This window comes from Exiguobacterium sp. SRB7LM (assembly GCF_015712685.1).
GTDB lineage: Bacteria > Bacillota > Bacilli > Exiguobacteriales > Exiguobacteriaceae > Exiguobacterium > Exiguobacterium profundum.
The window spans coordinates 16,252-41,299 of record NZ_VWVR01000006.1 but is presented as its reverse complement, the minus strand read 5'-3'; the positions used below and the strand labels follow the sequence as shown (position 1 = coordinate 41,299).

At 49.2% G+C, this 25,048-nt stretch carries 26 protein-coding genes and 2 pseudogenes; 17 read left to right on the top strand and 11 right to left on the bottom strand.

Annotation, left to right across the window (positions count from 1 at the left end):
• The 5 genes from F3H97_RS00995 (at position 1) to F3H97_RS00975 (ending at position 4,267) form a co-directional block, all read left to right on the top strand.
• Positions 1-1,125, top strand: a complete 1,125-nt coding sequence (locus F3H97_RS00995; RefSeq protein WP_196430326.1) for a DUF418 domain-containing protein — start codon at positions 1-3, stop codon at positions 1,123-1,125.
• Positions 1,126-1,227: 102 nt separating this feature from the next.
• The gene (locus tag F3H97_RS00990) at positions 1,228-2,238 is read left to right on the top strand and encodes an ABC transporter ATP-binding protein (RefSeq protein WP_196430325.1); all 1,011 of its coding nucleotides are present in this window, start codon (positions 1,228-1,230) and stop codon (positions 2,236-2,238) included.
• Positions 2,235-3,029 carry an ABC transporter permease gene (locus tag F3H97_RS00985; RefSeq protein WP_196430324.1) on the top strand — a complete coding sequence of 265 codons (795 nt, stop codon included), beginning with the start codon at positions 2,235-2,237 and terminating at the stop codon, positions 3,027-3,029. Before F3H97_RS00990 ends, F3H97_RS00985 begins: the two co-directional genes overlap by 4 nt.
• Complete coding sequence (locus tag F3H97_RS00980; protein WP_159563323.1) at positions 3,026-3,817, top strand: ABC transporter permease; 792 nt, start codon at positions 3,026-3,028, stop codon at positions 3,815-3,817. Before F3H97_RS00985 ends, F3H97_RS00980 begins: the two co-directional genes overlap by 4 nt.
• Before the next feature lie 18 nt (positions 3,818-3,835).
• Entirely contained in the window at positions 3,836-4,267 is a 432-nt protein-coding gene (locus tag F3H97_RS00975; protein WP_196430323.1) for a GNAT family N-acetyltransferase, read from the top strand.
• A 54-nt stretch (positions 4,268-4,321) separates the two neighbouring features.
• Here the strand turns inward: F3H97_RS00975 and F3H97_RS00970 are convergent, their stop codons facing one another.
• From F3H97_RS00970 to F3H97_RS00955, 5 genes are all read right to left on the bottom strand, one after another.
• Positions 4,322-5,251: a manganese-dependent inorganic pyrophosphatase gene (locus F3H97_RS00970; protein ID WP_196430322.1), complete on the bottom strand. Its 930-nt coding sequence runs from the start codon at positions 5,249-5,251 to the stop codon at positions 4,322-4,324.
• A 95-nt stretch (positions 5,252-5,346) separates the two neighbouring features.
• A complete protein-coding gene (locus F3H97_RS15080; RefSeq protein ID WP_015880450.1) occupies positions 5,347-5,481 on the bottom strand; it encodes a hypothetical protein in 135 nt (44 codons plus the stop codon).
• 97 nt (positions 5,482-5,578) lie between these two features.
• Positions 5,579-5,860, bottom strand: a complete 282-nt coding sequence (locus F3H97_RS00965; protein WP_159563320.1) for a HesB/YadR/YfhF family protein — start codon at positions 5,858-5,860, stop codon at positions 5,579-5,581.
• Between the two features lie 67 nt (positions 5,861-5,927).
• Positions 5,928-6,887: a LacI family DNA-binding transcriptional regulator gene (locus F3H97_RS00960; RefSeq protein ID WP_196430321.1), complete on the bottom strand. Its 960-nt coding sequence runs from the start codon at positions 6,885-6,887 to the stop codon at positions 5,928-5,930.
• A gap of 10 nt (positions 6,888-6,897) precedes the next feature.
• Positions 6,898-7,131, bottom strand: coding sequence for a hypothetical protein (locus tag F3H97_RS00955; protein ID WP_196430320.1), 234 nt, complete (start codon positions 7,129-7,131; stop codon positions 6,898-6,900).
• A 245-nt stretch (positions 7,132-7,376) separates the two neighbouring features.
• Between F3H97_RS00955 and F3H97_RS00950 the strand changes: the two genes are divergently transcribed.
• The 4 genes from F3H97_RS00950 (at position 7,377) to F3H97_RS00935 (ending at position 11,721) form a co-directional block, all read left to right on the top strand.
• Positions 7,377-8,660, top strand: a complete 1,284-nt coding sequence (locus F3H97_RS00950; RefSeq protein WP_196431821.1) for an NCS2 family permease — start codon at positions 7,377-7,379, stop codon at positions 8,658-8,660.
• Between the two features lie 228 nt (positions 8,661-8,888).
• Positions 8,889-9,626, top strand: a complete 738-nt coding sequence (locus tag F3H97_RS00945; RefSeq protein ID WP_074034994.1) for a (Fe-S)-binding protein — start codon at positions 8,889-8,891, stop codon at positions 9,624-9,626.
• 2 nt (positions 9,627-9,628) lie between these two features.
• A complete protein-coding gene (locus F3H97_RS00940; protein WP_304999664.1) occupies positions 9,629-11,029 on the top strand; it encodes a LutB/LldF family L-lactate oxidation iron-sulfur protein in 1,401 nt (466 codons plus the stop codon).
• On the top strand, positions 11,029-11,721 hold the full coding sequence (locus F3H97_RS00935) for a LutC/YkgG family protein (protein ID WP_196430318.1): 693 nt from the start codon (positions 11,029-11,031) through the stop codon (positions 11,719-11,721). The genes F3H97_RS00940 and F3H97_RS00935 overlap by 1 nt, the downstream gene beginning before the upstream one ends.
• A 36-nt stretch (positions 11,722-11,757) precedes the next feature.
• Here F3H97_RS00935 and F3H97_RS00930 read toward each other — a convergent pair whose 3' ends face one another.
• Together F3H97_RS00930 and F3H97_RS00925 are read right to left on the bottom strand one after the other, a co-directional pair.
• On the bottom strand, positions 11,758-12,789 hold the full coding sequence (locus F3H97_RS00930) for a DUF4097 family beta strand repeat-containing protein (protein WP_196430317.1): 1,032 nt from the start codon (positions 12,787-12,789) through the stop codon (positions 11,758-11,760).
• Entirely contained in the window at positions 12,786-13,106 is a 321-nt protein-coding gene (locus tag F3H97_RS00925) for a PadR family transcriptional regulator (protein WP_074034162.1), read from the bottom strand. The genes F3H97_RS00930 and F3H97_RS00925 overlap by 4 nt, the downstream gene beginning before the upstream one ends.
• A gap of 189 nt (positions 13,107-13,295) precedes the next feature.
• Here F3H97_RS00925 and F3H97_RS00920 point away from each other — a divergent pair.
• Both F3H97_RS00920 and F3H97_RS15140 read left to right on the top strand, forming a co-directional pair.
• A pseudogene (locus tag F3H97_RS00920) lies at positions 13,296-14,747 on the top strand (histidine kinase dimerization/phospho-acceptor domain-containing protein); the annotation flags it as partial.
• Complete coding sequence (locus tag F3H97_RS15140) at positions 14,748-15,251, top strand: sensor histidine kinase (protein WP_370568600.1); 504 nt, start codon at positions 14,748-14,750, stop codon at positions 15,249-15,251.
• 33 nt (positions 15,252-15,284) lie between these two features.
• On the opposite strand, the gene F3H97_RS00915 is transcribed toward F3H97_RS15140, so the two are convergent.
• Positions 15,285-16,082 carry a glucose 1-dehydrogenase gene (locus F3H97_RS00915; protein ID WP_196430315.1) on the bottom strand — a complete coding sequence of 266 codons (798 nt, stop codon included), beginning with the start codon at positions 16,080-16,082 and terminating at the stop codon, positions 15,285-15,287.
• A gap of 189 nt (positions 16,083-16,271) precedes the next feature.
• Here F3H97_RS00915 and F3H97_RS00910 point away from each other — a divergent pair, with 189 nt between their 5' ends.
• Together F3H97_RS00910 and F3H97_RS00905 are read left to right on the top strand one after the other, a co-directional pair.
• A complete protein-coding gene (locus F3H97_RS00910; protein WP_230872781.1) occupies positions 16,272-17,594 on the top strand; it encodes a hemolysin family protein in 1,323 nt (440 codons plus the stop codon).
• Positions 17,595-17,793: 199 nt separating this feature from the next.
• Positions 17,794-18,786 (top strand): 5'-3' exonuclease, encoded by a 993-nt coding sequence (locus F3H97_RS00905; RefSeq protein ID WP_031424353.1) that lies wholly within the window; start codon positions 17,794-17,796, stop codon positions 18,784-18,786.
• A gap of 144 nt (positions 18,787-18,930) precedes the next feature.
• Here the strand turns inward: F3H97_RS00905 and F3H97_RS00900 are convergent.
• From F3H97_RS00900 to F3H97_RS00890, 3 genes and pseudogenes are all read right to left on the bottom strand, one after another.
• Positions 18,931-20,276, bottom strand: a pseudogene (locus F3H97_RS00900) (IS1182 family transposase); the annotation flags it as partial.
• Between the two features lie 333 nt (positions 20,277-20,609).
• Entirely contained in the window at positions 20,610-22,055 is a 1,446-nt protein-coding gene (locus F3H97_RS00895) for a nicotinate phosphoribosyltransferase (protein ID WP_196430314.1), read from the bottom strand.
• 22 nt (positions 22,056-22,077) lie between these two features.
• Positions 22,078-22,611 (bottom strand): cysteine hydrolase family protein, encoded by a 534-nt coding sequence (locus tag F3H97_RS00890; protein WP_074034877.1) that lies wholly within the window; start codon positions 22,609-22,611, stop codon positions 22,078-22,080.
• 140 nt (positions 22,612-22,751) lie between these two features.
• Between F3H97_RS00890 and F3H97_RS00885 the strand changes: the two genes are divergently transcribed.
• The 4 genes from F3H97_RS00885 to argC all read left to right on the top strand — a co-directional run bounded on the left by F3H97_RS00885 (position 22,752) and on the right by argC (position 25,038).
• Complete coding sequence (locus F3H97_RS00885) at positions 22,752-23,027, top strand: 4a-hydroxytetrahydrobiopterin dehydratase (RefSeq protein ID WP_078146155.1); 276 nt, start codon at positions 22,752-22,754, stop codon at positions 23,025-23,027.
• Entirely contained in the window at positions 23,020-23,502 is a 483-nt protein-coding gene (locus F3H97_RS00880) for a hypothetical protein (RefSeq protein ID WP_230235411.1), read from the top strand. The genes F3H97_RS00885 and F3H97_RS00880 overlap by 8 nt, the downstream gene beginning before the upstream one ends.
• 33 nt (positions 23,503-23,535) lie before the next feature.
• Positions 23,536-23,853: a hypothetical protein gene (locus F3H97_RS00875; protein WP_015880545.1), complete on the top strand. Its 318-nt coding sequence runs from the start codon at positions 23,536-23,538 to the stop codon at positions 23,851-23,853.
• A gap of 159 nt (positions 23,854-24,012) precedes the next feature.
• Positions 24,013-25,038 (top strand): N-acetyl-gamma-glutamyl-phosphate reductase, encoded by a 1,026-nt coding sequence (gene argC, locus F3H97_RS00870; RefSeq protein WP_196430313.1) that lies wholly within the window; start codon positions 24,013-24,015, stop codon positions 25,036-25,038.
• Positions 25,039-25,048: the final 10 nt, after the last annotated feature.

The following is a 25,048-nucleotide window of genomic DNA, read 5'->3' as shown; positions in this document are numbered from 1 at the left end:
ATGGCTGGCCCAATTCAAACGAATGAACGGATTATCTTGTATGACATTATCCGAGGGTTTGCCCTCTGCGGCATTTTCCTCGTCAATATCCCGAGTATGCTCGGGAGCGACTGGATGTCCGGTCGTCCCGACTATTACGGGAGCGACCTGTTCGTTCGCACCCTCTTCGACTTGTTCGTGCAGACGAAGTTTTATACGATTTTCTCCCTCCTATTTGGGATCGGCTTTTCGATTTTCCTCGAGCGCTCATACGCCCGAGGCGAATCGGTCAGTCGTTACATACGCCGGATTTTGATTCTCTTCTTGTTCGGTCTGGCACACCTGGCGATTTGGTCAGGGGATATTCTCCATACGTATGCCATGTGGGGCTTATTGCTTCCTCTCTTTTACGGATTGAGTAACCGTGCGATTTTGACGTGGGCATGGAGTTTATTGATTGGGAGCTTTTTACTGTTCTATGTGTCATCCATGTACTTAGAATTGTCGCTCGGATTTAGGTTTAATGGGGATCCTTTCCCGGCCGTCTTCAATTCTGGATTCGGCCCATGGTTCGACTATCGCCTAGATGAAGAGATTTTTGACATGTTCCAAAACTCATTTTTTGTCGGGGTTGAAATTCTAAGTCTGTTCTTGTTCGGCCTTTATATCGGACGGGAACGGAAACTCCTCACTTGGAGCATCCAAGGAATGACGCAGACAGCTATCATCTGTACGGTAACCGCCCTACCGTTCTTCGCAGTCATTATTTGGCATCACTACGGTAGCGGTGCCGAATATTCGGCGACGAACGCTGCGGCCGTTCTCGTCTCCGGAAAACTACTCGCTACAACGTACATCTGCCTGTTCACCATCGCCGTTCGAAAAGGTCGCACGTTCGCACCGCTTCAAGCGCTCGGACGGATGGCACTTACGAACTATTTGACGCATACGCTGATTGTCGTCATTCCGGTGATTGCTCTTGGCGCATACGGAAGTCTCTCCTTAACCGAAGGCCTATTCCTCAGCATCGCCATTTTGATTGTGCAATCGTTCTTCTCGATGTGGTGGCTGAAGAATCACCGTTACGGACCGTTTGAGAAAATATGGCGTCTCGGAACATACGGAAGACAAACAAAATCATCCTAAGATCGGACTTTAATGTTCGGTCTTTTTTTGTACAGGTAGGAAATCCCATATTCACATGCTATTCTGATGAAGGAAAACGCTTGCACGATTAAGGAGGAACGTATGTCACAGTCAGCTATCGAGGTCCGCGACCTTGTGAAACACTATCAAATTTTAGAACGAGATGCCGGATTAAAAGGCGCCATCAAAGCTTTGTTTTCAAGAAAGTATCGCACCAAAGAAGCCGTGAAAGGAATTGACTTGTCTATCGCTCCAGGCGAACGCGTTGGATATATCGGCTTTAACGGTGCCGGAAAATCGACAACCATCAAAATGCTCGCCGGTGTCCTTCGTCCCGATGCCGGTTCCGTCCGCATCTTTGGAATCGATCCGCATGAGGACCGGATTCAAAATGCTCGACAAATCGGGGCGGTCTTCGGCCAACGAACCCAATTGTTTTGGGATATTCCCGTCCGTGAGTCGTTCGACCTGCTTCGAGAAATCTATGAAGTGCCGCGCGCAGAGTTCGCGGAGACCGTCGCTTGGTTCATTGCACGCCTCCAACTTGAACCGCTTCTCGATGTGCCAGTCCGCCAATTATCACTAGGACAAAAAATGCGTTGTGAGCTCGCAGCCGCCTTCTTACACCGACCTCGTGTCGTGTATTTGGATGAGCCGACGATTGGTCTCGATATTGACATCAAAGAGACGATTCGGGCGTTTATTCGCGAAATCAGCGATGCCTGGGGGACAACAGTCATTTTGACGACGCACGACATGCAGGATATCGAGGAAGTCTGTGACCGGGTCATCGTTCTAGACGAGGGACGCATCATTTATGACGATCGTATCGAAACGCTCAAACAGACGTTCAACAATGAACGCACCCTTGAAATCACACTCGACGAAGGGACATCATTCACCGTCCCGCCGTCGGTGACAGGACTCGTCACGGAACTCACCTCTGATCAAGAAACAGATACGATTCAATTAGCATTCAACCATCATGAGATTTCAAGTGGACAACTGATCCGTGAAATCGTGAACTGCAATCAAGTGAAAGATTTATCCGTTGTCGTGCCAAAAATGGAGACATTGATTCGAAATCTGTATCAGCCAGAGGTGAGTGCATGAGGCTTAAAAAATATGTAGCGCTCGCCTCCTCGCAAATCAAAGTCGATATGGCTTACACAGCCTGGTACTGGGCGAGTATGTTCTCGGTGACGATGCGACTGTTCATCTTATATTTCTTTTGGCAGGCCGTCTATGAGAATAAAACTGACGTGTCAGGTATCTCGCTCTCGATGATGTTGACGTATGCGGTCCTCGCGACGATGCTCGATCAATTCCGAGGAGGGGCCGGACGCGAACTCGCGCATCTCATTAAACATGGCGGAGTCGCCGTCGAACTGCTTCGACCGTATCATTTACTGGATAAGTTACTCGCGCAAGATATCGGGACAAAAACGTCGACCTTTTTTCGGTCGACGCTACCACTTCTCGTTATCGCCATGCTGTTTATCGGGGTTGACCCACCGACCTCACTTGAGAGTGCGTTCGCCTTCTCGATCAGCGTCGTACTCGCAATCCTTCTTGCGACACTGATCGATTTACTCGTCGGTGTGCTTTCCTTTTATACGGTGAACGTATGGGGACTTTCTGTCTTACAGGAGGCGGTCATTACGATTATGTCCGGGGCAATCATTCCGCTGACACTCTTTCCTGACTGGTTCCAGACGATCAGCTTATATTTACCGTTCGCTTCTCTTGTCTATGTACCTGTCGCCATCTATACAGGTGACATCCAAGCATCTGGTATATGGCCGTCGATTCTGATTCAACTCGCATGGGTCGGGGCATTCTTTCTATTTGTACGACTCTTATTCGCATATGCGGTTCGGAAAGTGACGGTGTTTGGTGGATGAAACGATACGCGAAACTATATTGGCTCTATGCCAAAAATCATTTCAAAGTAATGATGGAATATCGAATGGATTTCTTGATTGGCGTCTTGTCAGTCTTCGGTCAACAATTTGCCGCCCTCTTCTTTTTATCCATCGTCTTTCGACATATCGAGTCGCTGAACGGATGGGGATTTTATGAGATTTTATTCATTTACGGAATCGCGTTTTTAGGCCGGGCTGTTCATCATATCTTTTTTGATAACCTTTGGACGATTGGCTGGCAATATATTCGTACGGGGAACTTGGACCGCATTCTAATGCGTCCCGTAAACCCGTTGTTCCAAATCGTCGCCGAACGGGTTCAACAAGATGGGTTTGGTCAACTCTTGATTGGTGGGAGTGTGCTCTGGCTCGCCTCGAATGAGCTAGGAATGACATGGAGTATGATGGATATTCTAGTCCTACTCGTCATGGTTCTCGCGAGCGGAATGATTTATATCGCGGTGAACCTATTCTTTGCGACATTCTCGTTTTGGATGATTGATAGTCTACCGGTCGTATTCGCTGTCTTCAGCTTGAGTGATTTTGCACGCTATCCGATGACCATCTATTCGAAAGTCATCATGTTCGTCTTAACGTATATCATTCCATTTGGCTTCACGGCATTTTATCCGGCGATGTATTTCTTTGAAGGACGTGGGTTCACCATGTTTGCATTGGCGACCCCGCTCGTCGCTATGCTCTCACTCGTCATCGCCTATCGGTTTTGGTTGTATGGGCTGCGTGCATTCGCAAGTACAGGATCTTGATGAAGGAAGGGTGAGTAGATGAAAATCGTTCAACAGTGGGATCAGGAAGACAGCGACTATATTCGACAGCGCCTGATTGAATATAACGCATCGCAATTACCCGATGAGGTGAAGCACCCCGTCGAGCATGTGAGTTTCATCGTTCGAGATGACTTCAATCAGATTGTCGGGGGCGTTACCGGAACGGTGTTTTGGTACACGATGCACATTCATTTCTTATGGGTGGATGAACAGCTTCGAGGAAAAGGATATGGCACGCAATTGATGACGCGTATCGAACAATTGGCCATCGAGCATCGGTGCCGTCTCATTCAACTCGATACGTTCAGTTTTCAGGCACCTGATTTTTATACCAAGCTCGGGTATGAAATTTTTGGAGTGATTGAGCACCATCCGACAGCCAATCATCAGCAATACTATTTGAAAAAGACTCTTCTCAATCAAAATTAAAACTGCAGACGTATTAACGTCTGCAGTCCCGCTCGAGGCCATGGCTTCGAGTTTTTATTTTGTTGCCGCTTCAGTTAAGAATGGCACGATTTGCTTCTTACGCGAGACGACGCCAGGAAGTGTCGCCAATCCGTTTTGGAGCGTCACGTTGAACGCTTGTTCGAAGAGTTCTGGTTTTGGTCCGACAACGATGGCTTCCGAATCGTTCGTCAAAATATTCGTGATGGCGAATACGAACAAGTCCAAGTTTTTCGCTGCAACCGTTTTGGCGATTGCGGCTTCGACTTCCGCTTTCCGGTTCAAGACATCGTTCGCATCGACCGTGTTCACTTGTGCGATTTCGACACGATAGTCGCCCATCGCGAATTCTTTCGCATCGAGTGAGATGAGCTCTTCAATCGTTTTTTGGCTAAGGTCCGCACCCGCTTTGAGCATCTCAAGTCCGTATGCTTCCGCATCGACGCCAGCGATCTCCGCAAGTTCTTTCGCTGCTGTGATGTCTTCATCTGTGCATGTCGGTGATTTGAAGAGAAGCGAATCCGAGATGATGGCTGACAGCATCAAGCCGGCCATATCCGCAGCAATTTCGACACCATGCTCTTTATACAACTTCAACAAAATCGTTGCCGTACACCCGACTGGCTCCGCACGATAGTAGAGCGGGTCTGCCGTTTGGAAGTTTGCGATACGGTGGTGGTCGATGACTTCAAGGATTCGCACATCTTCAATTCCATCCGCACTTTGCTGGAACTCGTTATGGTCGACCAAGATGACTTCTTCCGCCTCACCTTTCACACTTTCAATCAAGCGTGGTGCTTTCACACGGAAGTGATCGAGCGCATATTGTGTTTCACCGTTCACTTCACCGAGACGAACCGCTTCTGCGTCCATCCCTAATTTCTTTTTCAACTCGGCATAGGCGAGCGCTGACGTGATTGTGTCGGTATCTGGATTTTTATGTCCAAAGACTAGTACTGTACTCATGTCTCATTCTCCTCACTAAATAGTTTTCCCTTATCCATTATAACGCCCACGGCATTTCTTTCAATTCCCAAACAAAAAGAGCCGTGTCTCGGCTCTTATGCTTGTTCATCTTCATCTGTCTCTTCGAGGTCGGAATGATCTCCTTTTGAATCTTCTTCATGGGAGATGTCCGGCTGATCTCGCTTCAACTTTTCTTTTTCTTCTTGTTCACGCTTTTCTTTGTCTGACATATCGTGTCATCCTTTCGAAAATCCGACTTGTCGTAATCTGTTCCCCTAGCTCGATTTCGTCAAACGACATTTCATCAAACGTAAACAAACTGAAACGTCAGGCCTGTACGAAGACGATTTCTTCACCGCGGAGCTCGACCTTCACGTCTTGTCCTTGGAATAACCATTCGTCTTGTTCTGCCACAACGAAGCGAATCCCATCTGCCTCTGTCTCAACAGCAGCATTGTTCACATCTTCTGTGATGACCCCGACAGAAAAACCGTGCGTCAAGTCTGTCGAACCCCCATATTTTGCAAACAAACGAACCGTTTGACCTGCTTCAACTTCCATCTCTTGTTTGAACCATTGGAGCGCTTCTTCTGTTACTTGAATCTTCATAACATCTCCTCCTCTCGACTACTCCTTTCATTCTAAACGTTTCAAAAGAGTCGAGCGAGGAAGTTGCCTAAAGTGTTGTGCCAACTTGATAGCTCACCGTCATGCCATGCGTTTCCGGTTGCGCACCGTTCATCTCAGCGAGCGTCGTTTCAAATAAGCGTCGCCCGATTTCTTCATTCGGTGAGAGCATCGTCGACAGTCCGAATGCATGACCGATCGGATGTCCGTCAAAGCCTAGCATGGCGACTTCCTGAGGAATCTTGATGTCTCGCCGTTGCATCTCTCCTAAAAATCCGAGGGCGACATAATCAGACGAGAAAAAGAGCGCTCGAGGACGCTCTTTTTGAGAGAGGAACGCTTCAGCTAACCGAATACCGTCCTCACTCGTCAAATAGCCGGTCCAAATCCATTGCTGACGCGCATGCGCTACTTCATCGAAATAGGCTTGCTGACGCGCAAGGGAGCTTGGACTATGGCTTCTTGACAAAATGATTCCAATCTCTTCATATCCATGTTCCTTCAAGACATGAATACCTGATACGAACGACGCGTAATGATCGACATGGATTGACGAAATCGTCTCCGGTGCACCGACGGTCGCCACAGCGATCGGTCCATAAGCGCGATATGTCTCCATTTCCTTAAAGGACATCTCATGAGACAAGACGATCGCCCCATCGACTTCACGGTGCTTCAATAAATCGAGTGCTTGTCGTTCCTCGCTCAATTTATACTCCGTCTGCCACATGACGAGGCGATAATCGTGCTCGAGCGCCGCCTTGGCGAGCCCATTGACGAAGAAACCGTAATACGGGTGATCCATATAAGGTAGGATCACGACAATTCGTTGCGTCTTCCCTGTCGACAACGTTAACGCCTGTTGATTCCGCAAATACCCGAGCTCTTTCATCGCTTCATGAACACGGGTCCGTTTTTCTTTCGATACGTACGGATGTTCGTTCAGGACGCGTGAGACCGTCGTCACCGAAACGTCAGCGTGCTTTGCGATATCTCGAATGTTTGCCATTCATCTCACCTCAACTTGTCAGTCTTTGCATATAGTGTACCCACTCTGCTTGCTGACTGTCACCTCTTTCGACGACTTGACAACGGATCGCCTGAACGAGACGGAAGCGCTCTTCTAACGGCAAGTGAAGAAACTCTTCACGGAAACGAGTACACAACATTTTCCCAAACGGTGTATACAACTGATTGATGACGAGCTCGTATACGATTCCACTGCACCATGCCTTCCACGTTGTCGGTTTCATATCGGTTCCCCTCCCTTTGTCTATACCGTATCTTCTGAAACGCGTTTCAGAGCAAGCTTCTTTTTAAAAAAAGTTTATTTCCGAACATTTTTTACTATTGTTCCTCATTTTTTATGTTTTTCACGTAAAACAATTGACGTGAATCAAACATTTTTGTATAGTCATCAAGTTGATAACGTTAATTTAATCATTTTTTTCAATTAATGTTCGGAAATATACCGAAATAAGGAGTTTTATCGATGAATATCTTTCAATTAAAACAACATGGAACGAATGTTAAACAAGAAGTGACTGCTGGAATCACAACGTTCGTGACGATGGCGTACATCTCTGTCGTCAACCCGGCGATTCTATCTGATGCTGGGATTCCATTCGCACAAGCTTTCACGGCGACAATCATTGCCATCCTCATCGGGACTGGCTTGATGGCGTTTTATGCGAACTTACCAATCGCTGTGGCGCCAGGAATGGGGCTCAACGCATTTTTTGCTTACACGCTCGTCGCCCAAGAACAGATTGCGCCGTCTGCCGCGCTCGGTGTTGTCTTCGTCTCGTCCGTCTTCTTCTTGATTTTGTCGCTCTCTCCAATTCGGACGAAGTTGATTCAAGCGATTCCAACTTCGTTGAAGCATGCCATCACGACCGGGATCGGTCTTTTCATCGCTTCACTCGGATTAAAATTATCAGGCTTAATTGTTGCTGATGAAGCGAACTTGGTACGTCTCGGTGACGTGTCTTCTCCAGAAGTACTACTTGTACTCGGTGGTTTGATCGTCTCGGCACTCCTCTTTTCACGAAACGTACCCGGTTCTTTACTCATCGGGATGGTACTCACGGGGATCGCAGCATACTTCATGGATATCTTAACAATCGATGGTGTCACGGCGATGCCAACACTTCCGGAAGGACTCATGGTCAACCCCGTGACGGCATTTAGTGATGTCATTCAATACGGTTTGTTTGGTGCTGTCCTCTCGTTCTTCCTCGTCACGCTTTTTGATACGACAGGTACGCTTGTCGGTGTTGGAAAACAGGCAGGTCTCTTAAAAGAAGATGGAACAATTGAGAATGGTCACCGTGCACTCTTTGCAGATTCACTTGCCACAATGGGTGGATCACTCGTCGGAACGAGCCCGTCTACGGCATACATCGAGTCTGCTGCCGGTGTCGCGCAAGGTGGACGTACAGGTCTTACGACGGCCGTCGTCGCTGGTTTATTCGGATTGACACTCTTCTTCAGCCCACTTATCGGCGCCATTTCAGGCGTAGCGGCAATCACAGCTCCCGCCTTGATTATCGTCGGTGCACTCATGTTGACGAATGTTCGGTACATCGACTGGAGCGACTTTAGCGAATACTTCCCGGCTTTCATGACGATTTTGATCATGCCTTTGTCAGGAAGCATCGAACGCGGCATCGCCTTCGGGTTCATCCTGTATCCAATCTTCAAAGCGATGAACAAAGAGACGGTTCATCCGCTCATCTACTTGTTCGGTGCACTCTTCATCTTGGAAATGTTCTTCCTATAAATTTGATACAAGATCCTTGTCCTATGACGAGGATCTTTTTCTGTTATACGTTCTCCTTAGCTGTTTTATATCAGAGAAGAGATGAATATCTGTTCAGTGAGATATATTATCAATTAGACAGGATTTTACAAATAAATCAGTTTTTCTCCCCATTTTTCTGTCACTTTCCTACGCTTTATGAAATAATGACGTTGAAATCGCTATCATCAGAAGAAAGAAGGAATGGCTATGCCGAATGTAGCTTTATTCGTCACTTGTTTATCTGATACGTTGTTTCCATCCGTCGGACAAGCGACAGTCGAACTACTCGAACATTTAGGGTGCGAGGTGACGTTCCCCTTTGAGCAGACATGCTGTGGGCAGCCTGCCTACAACAGCGGCTATCATGAGGAGACGAAAAAGGTTGCCAAGCACATGATTGAAACGTTTGAACAAGCAGATGCAGAATATATCGTCGGACCATCGGGGTCGTGTGTTATGATGATGCGCGACTACCCTCATTTGTTCCAAGATGATCCAGTATGGGGTCCTCGCGCTGAAGCGCACGCCGCCAAAACGTTCGAACTGACGCAGTTCATCGTCGATGTGCTCGAAGTCACAGATGTCGGTGCCAAGTTTCCCGCCAAAGCGACCTATCACGCGTCTTGTCATATGACTCGCCTCCTCGGAATCGAAGCGGCTCCCGGTAAGTTGCTCGGAAACGTCGATGGACTGACGATGGTTCCCCTCGCGAACGTACATAACTGTTGTGGGTTCGGCGGGACGTTCTCCGTCAAGATGCCAGACGTGTCGGTACAAATGGTAGATGAAAAAGTCGATTCAATCTTACAGTCAGGCGCAGAAGTTTTGATCGGAGCGGATGCTTCATGTTTGATGAATATCGGCGGACGTCTTCATAAACAAGGACATCCGATTAAAGTGATGCATATTGCTGAAGTCTTAAACGAAGGAGTGAAGCAAGCATGAGCATGGGGATTCGCTTAGATGAGAAGTTTCAAGATCGGCGAAAAGATGGAATCGAAGATGCGTTCATGAGGCAGGCCGTCAGTTCGGCTCAAAACCGACTACGAGATGGCCGGTTGAATGCCGCGGGTGAACTTGGGGAATGGGAAGCGTTCCGTGACCACTCGGAAGAGATTCGTCAACATGTGCTAGAACACCTAGACTATTACTTATATCAATTGAGCGAGAATGTCTCCAAACGCGGCGGAAGCGTCTTTTTCGCGGAGACACCAGAAGAAGCGAACCGCTACATTCGAGAAGTCGTTCGGTCGAAACAAGCCAAACATGTCGTGAAATCAAAATCGATGGTCACAGAAGAAATTGGGTTGAACAAGGCACTTCAAGAAGAAGGGTGTACTGTCGTCGAATCCGATCTCGGTGAATGGATTTTACAACTCGACGAAGATCCACCGTCTCACATAGTAGCCCCGGCCCTGCATAAAGACCGCGACGCTGTGCATGAGACGTTCACTGCCCACGGCTACAGCGGGTCGAACGATCCGACTGAACTTGGACGCTATGCACGACAAGAACTACGGAAAGACTTTTTGAAGGCAGAAGTCGGCATCACCGGCTGTAATTTTGCCATCGCAGAGAGTGGAGCCGTCGGGCTTGTGACCAATGAAGGAAACGGACGCATGGTGACGTCACTTCCTGACACGGTCATCTCTGTCATGGGCATGGAACGCGTCGTCCCGTCTTATGAAGAGTTCGAGGTACTCGTCAATATGCTTTGTCGAAGCGCAGTCGGTCAGCGACTCACGTCATACATCACGACGTTCGCCGGGACGCGCGCAGTCGGTGAAGTCGATGGACCAGAAGAGTTCCACCTTGTCATCGTCGACAACAAGCGTTCTGGTATTCTCGGGACACAGTTCCAATCGGTCTTGCAATGCATCCGCTGCGCGGCCTGTATCAACGTCTGTCCCGTCTATCGCCATATCGGTGGTCATGCGTACGGGTCGATCTATCCAGGTCCGATTGGTGCCGTCTTGGCTCCGCTCCTTGATGGATACGAGAACTATAAGGAACTCCCCTATGCGTCGAGTCTCTGTGGCGCCTGTACAGAGGCGTGCCCTGTAAAGATTCCGCTGCACGAGCTGTTGATTGAACATCGACGCGTCATCGTAGAGGAGAAAAAGCAATCACCTTTCGTAGAGCGGATTGCGATGAAAGGATTTGCCGTCACCGCTTCGAGTCCATTCTTATTCGAAGCAGCGGAACATGTCGCACCGTTTGCGACATCACCATTTGCCACATCGGGTCAGATTGAGAAAGGGCTACCGGCTTGGACAGACTCGAAAGACTTGCCACAACCGAACAAACAGACCGTCCGAGATTGGTTCAAGAAACGGGGGAATGCTTGATGAATCCTGGTACAATCACAAACCGTGAGGACTTTCTACAACGAATCGCCAAGCAACTCGGTCGTGAGGTCCAGCTCACGCCGCCAAAACGGGAATATACACATCGCCCGCAAGATGCGGTGTTGAAAGGCGCGAGTGAAGAAGAGCTGCTCGAGACGTTCCGCATGGTCGCGACCCGAATCCATACCGATTTGGTTGAATGTGAATCTGCGAATCTTGATGATACGCTCCGCCTCTTGATTGAACGCTATGATGGAACAAAGATTCTTGCGGAGAACGATGCACGAATTTCCACTTGGGCACCTACAACAAGTGAGACGTTTGCCTGGTGGGATTCGTCACAACCGGAATCGAGTCGAGAGCTGGCCACTCGAGCGGACATCGGAATCACAATTGCGGATGCAGCATTTGCGGAAAGTGCGACAATCGTCCAATATGCGAAACCTGGTAAATCACGGACAATCAGTCTGTTACCTCAAGACCATATCGCGATCATCCCGAAATCTGTCCTTGTCCCACGTATGACGCAAACGGCACAACAACTCGCCGCACTTGATCGAGATGGTCTCCATTCCCCGAACGGTGTTAATTTCATCTCTGGTCCGTCGAACTCGGCCGACATCGAGATGAACCTCATCGTCGGCGTACATGGACCCGTTCGAGTCGCCTATGTGTTGGTGCATGATTTATAAACATAGCCCCTCCATCGATCGATGGAGGGGCTATGTTTATCCTGATACGGTGATGCTCCCGTTCGAGCTTGTTAATTTCACTTCAATCGACCCGTCTCCAAATACGCACTCTTTCGACCGCTCCCCGAACACATCGACTTTCCCGTTTCGCGACTTCGCTCGAATGGTCACATCTTCTGGACGTTCATCGACATGCAAATCAATTTTCCCATTGCTCGACTTTAACCGAATCGGTGCATGAATCGCTTGTACGGAACACTCTATCCGTCCATTAGAGGTTTTTGCATCGACCGTTCCCGAGACGTGATCGACATCGATTCGACCGTTCGAGGAATGGATATTGATCCGCTCGAGCTGAGAATGTTTCGCTTCGACACGACCGTTCGAAGAATGAAGCTCCCAATCGTGACCGTGACAACTCGATGCGAGCACCTTTCCGTTCGACGTGCGCAAGACACCATGACGTGCTTGAATGTGATGCGCGACGATTCGACCGTTCTCACTCTCCACGTGTAACCGTTCCGCTTGGAGGTCTTGTACATCACTCGAACCATGACGATTCTTCAACTGAATCTGATGATAGGCGTGATGTGGCAATTCGACCCGAAGTACAGGTGCCTTTGACCCAAACCATGAAAACAGGTCCGAAAGACCAAAACGACGTTCGGATTCAATCCGTATCTCTAGGGTGTCCCCCACGATATCCATCACGACTCCATGGTCGGTCTCCGTTTCAAGCGTTGCATAAGCGTACCCATCTCGTGATGGGGTGACGAACACCTGCGCATTCTGTACTTGAATAAGAACGCTTTGGAAGGCTACCGCCGAGCTTTTGACAACCGCAGCTGGTCGTGTCGAGATCGATTCTTCAACGTCGACAGAGGCGAGTAATTCCGATGCGAGTACGCTCGGTTCCCCTAACTCACGTGCCATTTCTTCGTCACTTCTTCCTTCTGATCGACCGCTTGTGAAATATTCAGACACATCCCTTAATATATCGAGCCGATCTTTCACCTTCACGTCCATCAATAGCTGTTCGAGCTCTGACAAGTACTGTTCTTCATTCATCTGTCGTCTCCCCCTCGGATTAAGTCATTAACACCGTTCGTGAATACATCCCATTCCGTTCGCAGTTCAGCTAAGTGTGTTCGCCCTTGCTCCGTAATCTGATAGTACTTCCGTGGAGGGCCTTCTCCAGATTCCATTAAATATGTTGTGAAATAACCCTCTGTCGTCAGTCGACGCAACAACGGATAGACCGCACCTTCTGAAATCGCCACTTTAGCCGAGATCGCCTGAACGAGCTCATACCCATAGCGGTCTTGTTCCGCGACGAGTGCTAACACGCACAGGTTGAGCACACCTTTTTTGAATTGAGGATTCATCATCTCACCCCCTACTATACATTGAACAATAGCACATCATCCACTACTATTCAATGATTAATAGTGGTCATTGCCTTGATTTCTCAATTTGTGGCATATAAAGAAACGAATCTGTACAATGAAAGAACGACACTCGTAGGATATTAGTCACAGTCGGAATGTTCATCATTCTAGGAAGGAACGGTCTTTATGAAGTCATGGATTGACCAGCGGATCGGGAGACAATTTTTATTTGTCTTCTACTTATTCATCGGACTGATCCTCCTCACGTCGCTTGCCGTATATGTGTATACGGAAAACCAAATCGAACAGACGACGTCATCGCTCGAGAACATCAGTGAACGGCGCACGAATGCGACCGAATTGTTCGAGACATGGCAGTCGATGCAATATGAAATGCGCGGCTTTGTCCTCCTTGGAGACGACGCGATGTTAGAGCGTGTGCAAGATAAACAAGTCTTGATTGACGAACAGACCACTTGGTTCGAGCAGAATGCCGTGACCGAGAAAGAAAAAACGTACGCGAGCGATGCTCGTACGCTCTTTGACGCATATCAAGAACGTGTCATGCCGAGCCTCGAACGTTATGTAGCAGGAAAACGGGACGGTAGTGTAACCGAACCCTTCTTAAAGATGCCGACGCTCGGGAAAGTGAATCCACAACAAGAGCCACCGGCAGATCGTAAATTCAAAATCAATTCGAAAAGTGCCGCAGATATGAGTGCGAGCATCGTCGATATGGAGAGCGTCTTCACGGAATACCGGAACTCACTGAACGCAGAAGAGGATGCGCTCCGTGCTCAGCTTGCGACCCATACGAAGTGGGCACAGGCCTTTTGGCTCCTCTCTTTACTCGGTGTCCTCTTCATTCTCTTTATCGTCGCCCGTCCATATGTGAGACGCTTAACTGGTCAACTGCAAGAGTTGATTGAAAACAGCAAGCGCCTTGCCGGAGAACGACAGCCGATGACACCGGCGGCCGCCCAATCTAAAAATGAAGTCGGGCAATTGACAACATCATTCCGACAGATGGCTACATCTCTCACGGCACAACGCTATCGGATTGAAGAGGAGCGTGAGAAGACAGCGCGCCTCCTTCACTCGATTCGCGATGCCGTCATCTATGTCGAACACGCAACAAGTGAGAAAGTAGCGAACCAAGCGTTGTTCGTCTTATTCAATCAACCGATTACGCAGCGAAATGAAGTCGATTTATACCGTTTAGACGCTAGCCTTGAGGAGCTCGGACTGCAGGTCGACCAAAAGGATGCCTTTTTCGCGTTCATGGAACGGTCATTCGATGGGCAGTGTAAAGAAGAGAGCGTCACGTTCTCGATGAATCAGGAAGAGCGCTTCATTCAATTGTATGCGGAGAAGATTTACTTGCGAGGAACACGCCATGGAACGATGCTCGTTTTCCGTGACGTGACGCACGAGACCGAAGTCGACCGTCTGAAAACCGAACTCGTTTCGACCGTCTCTCACGAACTCCGGACTCCGCTCACAAGTATCATTGGATTCACTGAACTACTTCGTTTCCGAAAACTTTCATCTGAACGTTCCGAAAAATATTTAGGAATGATTCATCAAGAGACATTGCGTCTTGAAGACTTGATTTCAAACTTGCTTGATGTACAACGGATGGAGTCTGGACAACAGACGTATCATAACGAACCAGAGCGCCTATCCGCCATTCTTGAACAAGCGATCTCGGTGCATCAAGGCTCGAGCCAACATCATCACATCACGTTTGATTGTACGGAAGACGTCTATGTATACGGAGACCGGACGCGACTCAATCAACTCTTCATGAACCTACTTCACAACGCTGTGAAGTATTCGCCTCGTGGTGGCGAAATCAATGTCCGTGTCGAATGTGAACGACCGGATTGGATTGACATTTCAATTGAAGATCACGGCATCGGGATTCCCCAAACCGCGCTACCAAAATTGTTTGATAAGTTTTATCGCGTCGACAATTCGGCAAGTCGAAAAATTGGAGGGACCGGTCTCGGTCTCGCAATCTGTAAAGAAATCGCCGAAGGTCACGGTGGGACGATTCACGCTACCTCAAACATCGGCAACGGCTCTATGTTCACTGTCACCCTTCCAAAGTTGGATATGACCAATCAAATGAGTAGCTAAACGAAAAGAGAGTGCATCATCGCACCCTCTTTTTTATTGCACTTTGTTCTCTGGACCGAATGACGGATAAAGCGAAAGCCCACCGTCTGCAAAGATGGTTGTCCCCGTCACATAGGACGACTCATCCGACGCGAGCCAAGCGGCAACGGCTGCGATTTGTTCCGGCTTCCCAATGACGTGGGATGGGATGAGCGCTTCTAACCCCTTCTTCTCTTCCGGGTTGCTCATCGTCTCCTCGTTGATTGGTGTATCGATTGCCCCAGGTGCGATCGCATTGACACGAATATGGTTTGGAGCATACTCAAGCGCGACGGATTTCGTGAACATTTTCACGCCACCCTTGCTGGCTGCGTAATGTGTATACCCCGGACGCGGGATGACTTCGTGAACAGAAGACATATTGATGATGTTCCCCTCGATTTCATTCTCAACGAAGTATTTTAAAGCAGCACGAACACCAAGGAACGTCCCGTTCAAGTTGACGTCGATAATCTGCTTCCAGTTATCAAACTCCATCTCATGTGTTTTTGCCTCGACTTGTACGCCGGCATTATTCACGAAAATATCCATCTTCCCAAACTCAGAGATGGCTTTTTCAATCATCTTCTCCGCGAGTCCTTCCTCCGCGACGTCTCCTTTCACGGCGACAGCCTTCCCGCCAGCTGTCTCGATTCCACGGATGACTTCTTCCATCTCTTTTTCACTGCTGCGGTAATTCAGGACAACGCTCATCCCTTCTTTTGCGTAACGCTCCCCGATGGCACGACCGAGCCCCTTCGAGCTGCCCGTGATGACCGCGACTTTGCCTTTTAACTCTGGATAGTTTGCCATGTCAATTCCTCCTTCATCTTCTCGGGTTTAGTTCCCGCATTCCCCTCTTCATCAAACATGATTGGCTGCATTTTGAATATTTGAAACAAATCAACTATACTGAAACAAACTATTCGTTTTCAGGAAACGCCTGAAAGACGTTTGATCTTATACTCAATGGAGGTGACTCCCCGATTTTTGGGGGAATTGTTGGACAGTCCCATGTTACTCAGCTTACTCGTCGTTGCACTTTTAATCTTTTTGACTGCCTTTTTTGTGGCAGCCGAATTTTCAATTGTGAAAGTGCGTGGCGCTCGACTCGACCAGCTCGTGCTCGAAGGAAATAAGAGAGCGATCAGCGCGAAAAAAGTCATCGAGAATATCGACGACTCCCTTTCTGCCTCTCAGTTCGGAATCACGCTTTCTGCACTCGGCCTTGGATGGATTGGTGCCGATCAAATCGAAGCGTATATCCACACTCTGGTCGAACAATTGAACATATCGCCATCTCTCGTGACATTCTTGTCGTTTTTGATTGCCTTCTTATTGATTGCGTTCGTCCATGTCGTCATCGGTGAACTCGTGCCAAAGACACTTGCAGTTCATGAAGCGGAAAAACTGACGCTCCTCGTCGCACGTCCGCTCTACGTCTTCACAAAAATCTTCTATCCGTTTATTCGGGCCTTGAACAGTATGGCTCGAATCACACTTCGCTTATTCGGAGTACAGACGACAGCGCAAGAAACGGCACACTCGGAAGAAGAACTGAAAATCATCATGACGGAAAGTTTCCGTAGCGGTGAGATCAATGAAAACGAGTTGGCTTATGTACAAAATATCTTCTCCTTTGACGAACGGATCGCCAAAGATGCCATGGTCCCACGAATGAACATGGTGACAATCGATGAAGAAGATACGATTGAAGAAATCATTGCCGTTGTCGAAGAGCATCAGTATACACGCTATCCCGTCACACGAGATGGCGATCGCGATGACGTTCTCGGATTCGTGAATGCGAAACAGCTCTTCACTGCTCAACTTTCAAAAAATGATGCACCGTTCGAGTCGTTCATTCATCAATTGCCGCTCGTCACCGAGTTCACGCCACTTCAAGAAGCGATGGTGAAAATGCAAAACGCGCAGACGATGATGTGTCTCGTCATCGATGAGTACGGCGGGACGGCAGGACTGTTGACGATTGAAGACATTTTAGAAGAAATCGTCGGCGAGATTCGAGACGAGTTCGATCGAGACGAACAGGCTGAAATTACAGAAGTCGCTCCGAAACATTATCGCCTTTCGGGACTCGTTTTAACGCAAGAACTCGAAGAGCGGTTCGGCATCGAAATCGAAGATGACGTCGATACGGTCGGTGGATTCGTTTTATCACAAAAAGCGAATGCCCGAACAGGCGAGCGCTTCCTTTTACCTGGCAACCATGAACTGATTGTCAGTGAAGTCGATAACCACCGCATCGTCTTTGTCGACTTGATTCTCGCCTCTCACGAAGAGGAAGAACCATTATCTGAATGATGCTTTCTTTAAACCCTTCTCCGAAATATGGAGAAGGGTTTTTCACGTTTGCACCGAACTGTCGCTATATTTTCGCCTCTTCCCGTGATATACTGCACATATGTTGCTTATTTGAGTGTCACCCACTCAATGACACAACATCACCGAAACATGGCGAGATGTTCGGTTTAAACAGAAAGAAATAGAAAGAAGGTTACGCATGGAACGCAAACTATTTTTGATTGACGGTAACTCCATGCTGGCCAGTGCTTATTATGGTGCCGCCGCGAGCCGAACGAAAAAAGGACGCGAGGTATCTAAAAACGATCGGAGTGCCGTCATCGGAATGACCGGCCTCATCCGGACGATTCTACGCAGACATCGTCCGACTCATTTTGTCGTTGTTTGGGACGTCTCACGTGAAACATTATGGCGTCGAGAACTGTACCCAGGCTACAAACGTCGCAGACGTCAAACACCGCCTGAATTAAAAGCGCAGATGGAACTCATGCGCCAACTGCTTGAGGATAGTGGAATCCCACAATTCCAAGTAGAAGGGTATGAAGGGGAAGACTTGATTGCCCACATCGCCCGTAAATTCAGTTGCAGTGCCCCTGTCGTCATCATGACAAAAGACAAAGACTTGTTACAGCTTGTCAGTCCACGAATCACCGTTTGGTTACAGACACAGGAGCTTCAGCAAATGCAGGCTCGCTGTGACATTCGTGATAATCGTCCGTTGCCACTCAAGCGTCATTTAGAAATTCGACCAGAAGAGATTGCGGCGCTATACGAAGGATTGAAACCGAAGCAATTGTCAGCCGTCAAAGCGTTGACAGGAGACCGTTCTGACGGAATCCCTCCAGTTGCTGGGCTGGATGAAAGTCAATCGGTTCAACTCATCAAACGATTCGGTTCGCTCGATAAGCTGTATTCTGCCTTGAGCATCAAGGGTGAAAAACGACAACAAGTAAATGAAACGATCGCGGCACTGACGTCAGAGGAGGTGCCCCGTAACTTGAGACGAACACGCAAAAAAGCAGAGCGCAATATGGAGCTCGTTCGCCTCGATGTCACGGTGCCGGCACTTGAACATTTGAAGCTAGCTCACCTTGAGCTCAGCCTCAATCCTAAACGAGTCGAGCAAGCGTATCAAAAACGCGGACTTCGTCTCTCGTTTAACGCAGGTCAGAAGAAAACATCCGCACGTTAAAAAAGAACGAACGCTCAAGCGTTCGTTCAGGCTGTTGACGAACCAAATCGCCATGTGCGATTTGGTTCGTCTTTTTTTAGGTTCAACGAGCTTGAGGCGCTCTGCCCGACAAAAGATTGAAGAAATGTTATGTAGACGGTCCTTTCTGGCCAACAGGTTGGCCAGCTTCTTCATGTTTTGTGCGGTGGCTGCCACCAGATTGGCACGTTGGACCTTCGCGGTCCCCCTGTAGAAGGTGAAACGGAGCCCGTGGAGCTCTTTCCCATCGGCGAACGAGCGCTCGACGGTCTGCGGCCGCAGTCGGTAAAGGGATCTCCCGGACGCGGACAGGCGGTTCTCGTTCACCTGCTCGCGGTAATGTTCATCGACGTGGCGTGTGATGTCCCTTCGGTGCGTCCGGCTGGACGTGCACTTCTCGAGGAGAGGGCAGTTCTGACAGATGGAGGGGTCGGAGACGTAATGGTGATAGCCGTGGCGGTCCGTCGTCTGATAGGTGAGGCGCTGTCGCGCCGGACAGAGATACGCATCTTCCTCGGGCAGGTACGTGTACCGGGTCTTGCGGAACATCCCCTTCTTCCCACCGAAACGCCTCCGGGCGATGACCCCGAAGATGCCCCGTTCGACGAGCGCCTTCGCAATCCCGGTCGTGAAGTAGCCTGCATCGAGCGCGACCGCCTCGAGCGGGAAATGGAAACGTTCGAGGACATGGTCGAGCCGATTGAGATAGACGGTGCTGTCCGAGACGTTCCCGGGTGTGACGTGTACATCGACGATGAAATTGTGCTTGGCGTCGACCGTCCGATGCGCCAGCCAGAAAAAGCCTTCCGGCTTCTGGTCACGATACATGTATCCCGCATCCGGGTCGGTCCGGCTCACCTTGACGAGCCGGCGCTCCCTCTTCTCAGATGCCGGTTTCAGTTCTTTTTTCCGCGTTCGGCCCGTCCCTCGTTCACGCGGGTGAGAAGCTCGTCCTCGATCGCACCGACGACCCGTTCGACCTCGACCTTGTCGAACTTCTTCTTGTTCGCGTTCGCCCGGATGTGCGTGGAATCCGTGATCAGGATGCGCCCGGAGACGAGACCGTGAGATTCCGCCTGTCGGACGATGTCCTCGAAGATTTGTTGGAACACGTCGTTCCCCTGGAAGCGTCGGCGGTAGGCCTGGCTGATCGTCGAATGGTCGGGAACCTTCTCATCGATGCCGAGACCGAGGAACCAGCGATAGGCGAGGTTCGTCTGAACCTCCCTCACGGTCTGCCGCACGGAACGGATGTTGAACAGGGGTCCGAGTAGGATGATCTTGATGATGATCTCCGGGTCGATGCCGGGCGTACCGGTGTTCGAATAGAGCGGGGCGCAGAGCCGGTGGACGATCGAGAAGTCGATGTGGCGGTCGAGTCTCCGGACGAGATGATCCTGCGGGACCAGCTGGTCCAACGTGGTCTTCGACTGGATCGGTTCATGTCGCTTCTCGGAATGGGCGCGATACATATCGGGTACCTCCTTTTGATGACGGGCGAACGTGGTGTTTATCTTCTTCATTCCCCGTTTGGACCGGTTCGAAGTATGTATCGGGCTTTTTCTTCGGCCATCGAGGCCTCAGAAAAAGACAAATGGTCGCCAAAGGTGGCGACCATTCGTGTGGCTCGTCCCACGGCGCCCCGACTCCTGCAGGAAAGCAATCCGACGGAGACCCAGCAGCGACTTGAGTCGCGATGCGGCTCCGGGATTGCCTGCGGAAAGCGTGGGCGCCGGAAGGACGAGTTCGTACATCTTATTTGTCAACAAGCTGACGGCTGTGGGTATGCACCCACAGCCGTTTTTTTATTTTGGTACCCGCGTTTTGCGAATCATATCGAGTTTTAAATCCCATAGTGGCTTGCTGAACGTCACCGAATACACTTCCGGTAAACGGAGACGCTTGTACTCTTCCCACAATCCGTTCATCTGCTCGTGATGATATGCACGAATCTCACTTGTGCTTGGAAGGTCGTATACGCGTTTCCCATCAAGGAAGATTGGTTGCAACAAGCGTTTCACGTTGAAGTTACGTGTCTTGATCTTGAAGGCCGGGTCACGGACGTCAATCAAGTCGATCTCGGTGTAAGATTCGACCGGTTCATCGGCGAGGGCGATATAGTCGCCTTTGAACTTTTTCGTTTCGTTGTCGATGATGCGATACAACTCTTTCTTGTGAGGAGTCGTCGTCTTCACCTTGGAAGAAGATACTTTGATGACCGGTTTTAATTCCCCGGATTCATCCTCACGCGCGACGAGTTTATAGACCATACCGAGTGCCGGCTGCTCGTAAGCCGTGATGCCACGTGTCCCAACGAGGAACGTATCGGCCTCTGCGCCTTGCATCCGTAAGTCCTGGATGACATACTCATCCAAATCCCCAGATACGACGATTTTGACGTAGTCGAGCCCTGCTTCATTCAACGCTTTCCGGGCACGCTTCGACAAGTAGGCGAGGTCTCCAGAGTCGAGTCGCACTGACTTGAGACGATGGCCTTTCGCCTCGAGTTCTTTTGCGACCGTAATCGCATTCGGCAGACCAGACTTGAGTGTGTCATACGTGTCGATGAGAAGGCTCGTGTTGTCCGGATACATTTCAGCGAATGAACGGAATGCGCTCAATTCATCATCGTGGAACTGAATGTCGGCATGCTCCATCGTTCCTCCTGTCGGGACATCAAAGTCACGACCGGCTGACACGAGACTTGTCACATCAAAACCAGCGATGTAAGCCGCACGTGTTCCGTAGTAAGCCGCATCGACACCTTGCGCGCGACGAGCTCCTCCTTCAAGGAGTGTCTCGTTCGGAGCAGCCTGACGAATCCGGGCATACTTCGTGGCGATGAGTGATTCATGGTTCGCGATATTGAGTAGCGCCGTTTGGAACAGTTTCGCTTCAAAGATGGTCGATTCAATCCGAACGACTTGTTCATGTGGGAAGATGACTTCTCCTTCGCGAACACTATATAGTGAACCAGTGAACTTAAAGTTCCGTAAGACGTCTTCGAATTCATCTTCGAATCCGAGTTGCTCTTTCAAATAGGTGATGTCCGCCTCCGTAAAGGAGACGTTCTCTAAGTAGTGAACGATATTCTCGAGTCCGGCGAAGACGACATAACCACCACTAAATGGATTCGAGCGATAGTAAAGGTCGAAGACGACCTTTTCATGATGGCGACCTTGCTTCCAGTAAATATACATCCAACGTGGAAGATAAAGGTCTGTGTGAAGGGCTAAATTACGATGTAACATATGATTTCCTTTCTGTTTTACGTCACTTTCCGACGACTGTCGCACCGAGTGTTGTGACGAAATGTTCGAGCGCCCATTCATGGCCGACCGGGTTGAAGCTTTGAACGGCATCGGCATGGACGACGATTTGATAACCGAGGTTGTAGGCATCTACGGCTGTATGGAGTACACAAATATCCGTGCAGACACCGACGAGATGAACTTCTGTGATTCCACGTTCCCGAAGACGCAGGTCAAGGTCAGTTCCGGCAAAGGCACTATAACGTGTCTTATCAATCCAGTGGTCTGCCTGTTTCGCAGCTTCCTTCACAGAACCGTACAACTCACGGCCCTCTGTCCCGCGGATATTGTGCGGTGGGAACAACGTCGTTTCAGGGTGGAAAGTGTCACCTGCATCATGGACGTCGTTCGCGATGACGACATAGTCATCCGTTGCGAATGTCCCGATCAATTCGACGATCCGTTCTTCAATCTCTTGCCCGGGTTTCCCACAAGTCAAACGACCACTGTCTGCGATAAAATCAAATGTATAATCAATAACAATCAATGCGCGCATGGGAGATGCTCCTCTCTCGTAATGAAAATGATGGCTATCCATCTCATTCTAATTCATTATACATCATGCACGGAAGATTATTTTTCTTCGGTTTGGGTAGATTAAGACAGTAGACTGTATAGGGAAAGGGGATTGTGACGATGGTATTATCGCAAAGTGAATTGACAGAGGAACTGTCACGGTTGAACGGTTGGGAAGAAGTGAACGGGGAGATTCAAAAGACGTATCGGCTGGAAACATTTCCGGAGGCCATTCAGTTCGTGCATCTTGTAGCAGATTTGGCTGAATCGCTCGATCATCATCCGAACATCTTGATTGAATATCGGAACGTGACATTGACCGTATCGACCCATGACGAAGGGGGCATTACGGAGAAAGACATCACACTCGCGAAAGGGTGTGAGGAACTTGTCTAAGCTCTATATGACTTTTGCGTCAGGCAGCGTGGCGGAGCGTCTTCGAAAGGAGCCAGGCGTCATCGCGGCGAATGGACACGAAACGATTTTGCTCGCAGAAGGAGAGAAGTCTCCGTTCAAGAGCGGTAAAGTGTTTGAGATTGAAGAGGCGTCGGGCGAATTCGTGAAAAAAGGGAACATATTATACGCGAACGTTCCGGCAGATGAGAATGCCCGCTCCCTGTTGTTTCACCACTTGTTGACGGAAAAGGCGCCACTCGGTGTCAGTCATGATGGGTTTTCGGCATACCGATTAGGTGTCGACCCGGATGATAATCATGCCGTCGTCTTTATTCAGTTCACGTCTGGTGGGAAACACTTTCGTGATACGGCGGACTATGCAATCCTTGAAGACCGCTTGAAGCGAGCGGTCGAACAGCGCGGTGCAGGTCCCGTCATAAAACACTATGTCGTCAGTGAGTCAGATAATCTATAATAAAAGATAACGTCATGTTAGGGGAGGATTTTTATGAACAAGAATTATTTCTGGTTGGGGATGGCTGCGGGTGCGGTAATCGGCGCAGCAGCATCACTTCTCCATAGCGAAACGCGCGATCAACAAGTGAGACAACTGAAAGGCATCAAGTCGAAGTTGAAATCATCCAACACGTCGACTGAGGCACATGCGGTCGGTCTACAAGCGTCATCGAAAGGCAACTTGAAAGACCGTGTCATGGAATGGAAATCGCTTTACGAAGAAAACCAAGATACGATTCAAAACCTCGTCGAAGACGTGAAAGACTTAGTCGATGCACTTCAAGAGGCTCGTCATAAAAATCAAATCTAATCACAGGTCCGGTGCATGCGCATCGGACTTTTTTTATTTGCCAAAATCCTCATGCACCAATAAAAAAGGGAACGTTTTATCATTTATGAATAAAAATACAATTGACAGAATAAATATGCATATGGTTCAATCATTTTATTCTTCTGAGGAGGTAGAGAGATGATTACGTGTGGCATCGTCGGCGTAACAGGTTATGCCGGTTTGGAATTGTTAAAACTGATCGAGCAACATCCGACTATCCGTTTAGAAAAAGCAATCAGCGACTCGAGCGCCGGGATGACCTTGTCGGAACTATATCCGTGGTTACAAGCGGATCCAAAAATACTTGAACCATTTCAAGTAGACGCCCTAGCAGGGATTGATGTGGTATTCCTTGCGACACCGAGCGGCGTGTCTGCTGACTATATTCGACAGTTAGCATCTTTTCCTGGAGTGGTCATCGATTTGAGTGGGGACTTGCGATTACCGTCTGATGCATACGAAACGTGGTACGGGAAGCCGCCTGTTACCGAATCGATTCAACAAGAAGCTGTCTATGGATTGACCGAGTGGAATCGAGAATTGCTGACGGGAGCAAAATGGATTTCAAATCCAGGTTGTTATGCTACCGCTGTCTCTCTTGCGTTATTGCCGTTCGTTCAGCACGATTGGATCGACCCGGCACACATCGTGGTTTCGGCCTGCTCCGGCATCACGGGCGCTGGCAAAGGATTGAGTGAGAAGACCCATCATGCCAAATCGAATGAGAATGTGCAGTTATATAAGATTCATTCGCATCAGCATATCCCTGAAATCGAACAGACCTTGTACCACATGGGTGGCACAGAAGCGACAGTCTCGATGTCGACCCACTTGCTGCCGATTAATCGCGGAATCATGGCGACAATCACGGTTCTACCGAACGATGACGTGTCAGAGGATGAATGGGTGAAGCGTCTTCAAGCCGCATATATGGATGAACCGTTCATTCGAGTGCAGCAGGGAGAGCCGGAAATCAAATCGACGGTCGGTTCGAATTACTGCGACCTCTGGGTGTACAAAGAAGAACGGACGCATCGACTGACTATCGTATCGGTCATCGACAATATGCAAAAAGGGGCGGCCGGGCAAGCCCTTCAAAATGCGAACGTTCGATTCGGATTCGATGAGACGCTCGGACTATTGAATCAACCACAATACATTTAGGAGGATGAAG

Bases quoted from the DNA above. Each gene is read 5' to 3' on its own strand.
- F3H97_RS00905 (WP_031424353.1), top strand. From the start codon at position 17,794: ATGGAACGCAAACTATTTTTGATTGACGGTAACTCCATGCTGGCCAGT.
- F3H97_RS00935 (WP_196430318.1), top strand. From the start codon at position 11,029: ATGAATCCTGGTACAATCACAAACCGTGAGGACTTTCTACAACGAATC.
- F3H97_RS00895 (WP_196430314.1), bottom strand. From the start codon at position 22,055: ATGTTACATCGTAATTTAGCCCTTCACACAGACCTTTATCTTCCACGT.
- F3H97_RS00875 (WP_015880545.1), top strand. From the start codon at position 23,536: ATGAACAAGAATTATTTCTGGTTGGGGATGGCTGCGGGTGCGGTAATC.
- F3H97_RS00980 (WP_159563323.1), top strand. From the start codon at position 3,026: ATGAAACGATACGCGAAACTATATTGGCTCTATGCCAAAAATCATTTC.
- F3H97_RS00965 (WP_159563320.1), bottom strand. From the start codon at position 5,860: ATGAAGATTCAAGTAACAGAAGAAGCGCTCCAATGGTTCAAACAAGAG.
- F3H97_RS00925 (WP_074034162.1), bottom strand. From the start codon at position 13,106: ATGAATCCTCAATTCAAAAAAGGTGTGCTCAACCTGTGCGTGTTAGCA.
- F3H97_RS00885 (WP_078146155.1), top strand. From the start codon at position 22,752: ATGGTATTATCGCAAAGTGAATTGACAGAGGAACTGTCACGGTTGAAC.
- F3H97_RS00915 (WP_196430315.1), bottom strand. From the start codon at position 16,082: ATGGCAAACTATCCAGAGTTAAAAGGCAAAGTCGCGGTCATCACGGGC.
- F3H97_RS00960 (WP_196430321.1), bottom strand. From the start codon at position 6,887: ATGGCAAACATTCGAGATATCGCAAAGCACGCTGACGTTTCGGTGACG.
- F3H97_RS15140 (WP_370568600.1), top strand. From the start codon at position 14,748: ATGGAGTCTGGACAACAGACGTATCATAACGAACCAGAGCGCCTATCC.
- F3H97_RS00930 (WP_196430317.1), bottom strand. From the start codon at position 12,789: ATGAATGAAGAACAGTACTTGTCAGAGCTCGAACAGCTATTGATGGAC.
- F3H97_RS00945 (WP_074034994.1), top strand. From the start codon at position 8,889: ATGCCGAATGTAGCTTTATTCGTCACTTGTTTATCTGATACGTTGTTT.
- F3H97_RS00975 (WP_196430323.1), top strand. From the start codon at position 3,836: ATGAAAATCGTTCAACAGTGGGATCAGGAAGACAGCGACTATATTCGA.
- F3H97_RS00970 (WP_196430322.1), bottom strand. From the start codon at position 5,251: ATGAGTACAGTACTAGTCTTTGGACATAAAAATCCAGATACCGACACA.
- F3H97_RS15080 (WP_015880450.1), bottom strand. From the start codon at position 5,481: ATGTCAGACAAAGAAAAGCGTGAACAAGAAGAAAAAGAAAAGTTGAAG.
- argC (WP_196430313.1), top strand. From the start codon at position 24,013: ATGATTACGTGTGGCATCGTCGGCGTAACAGGTTATGCCGGTTTGGAA.
- F3H97_RS00940 (WP_304999664.1), top strand. From the start codon at position 9,629: ATGGGGATTCGCTTAGATGAGAAGTTTCAAGATCGGCGAAAAGATGGA.
- F3H97_RS00890 (WP_074034877.1), bottom strand. From the start codon at position 22,611: ATGCGCGCATTGATTGTTATTGATTATACATTTGATTTTATCGCAGAC.
- F3H97_RS00985 (WP_196430324.1), top strand. From the start codon at position 2,235: ATGAGGCTTAAAAAATATGTAGCGCTCGCCTCCTCGCAAATCAAAGTC.
- F3H97_RS00990 (WP_196430325.1), top strand. From the start codon at position 1,228: ATGTCACAGTCAGCTATCGAGGTCCGCGACCTTGTGAAACACTATCAA.
- F3H97_RS00955 (WP_196430320.1), bottom strand. From the start codon at position 7,131: ATGAAACCGACAACGTGGAAGGCATGGTGCAGTGGAATCGTATACGAG.
- F3H97_RS00995 (WP_196430326.1), top strand. From the start codon at position 1: ATGGCTGGCCCAATTCAAACGAATGAACGGATTATCTTGTATGACATT.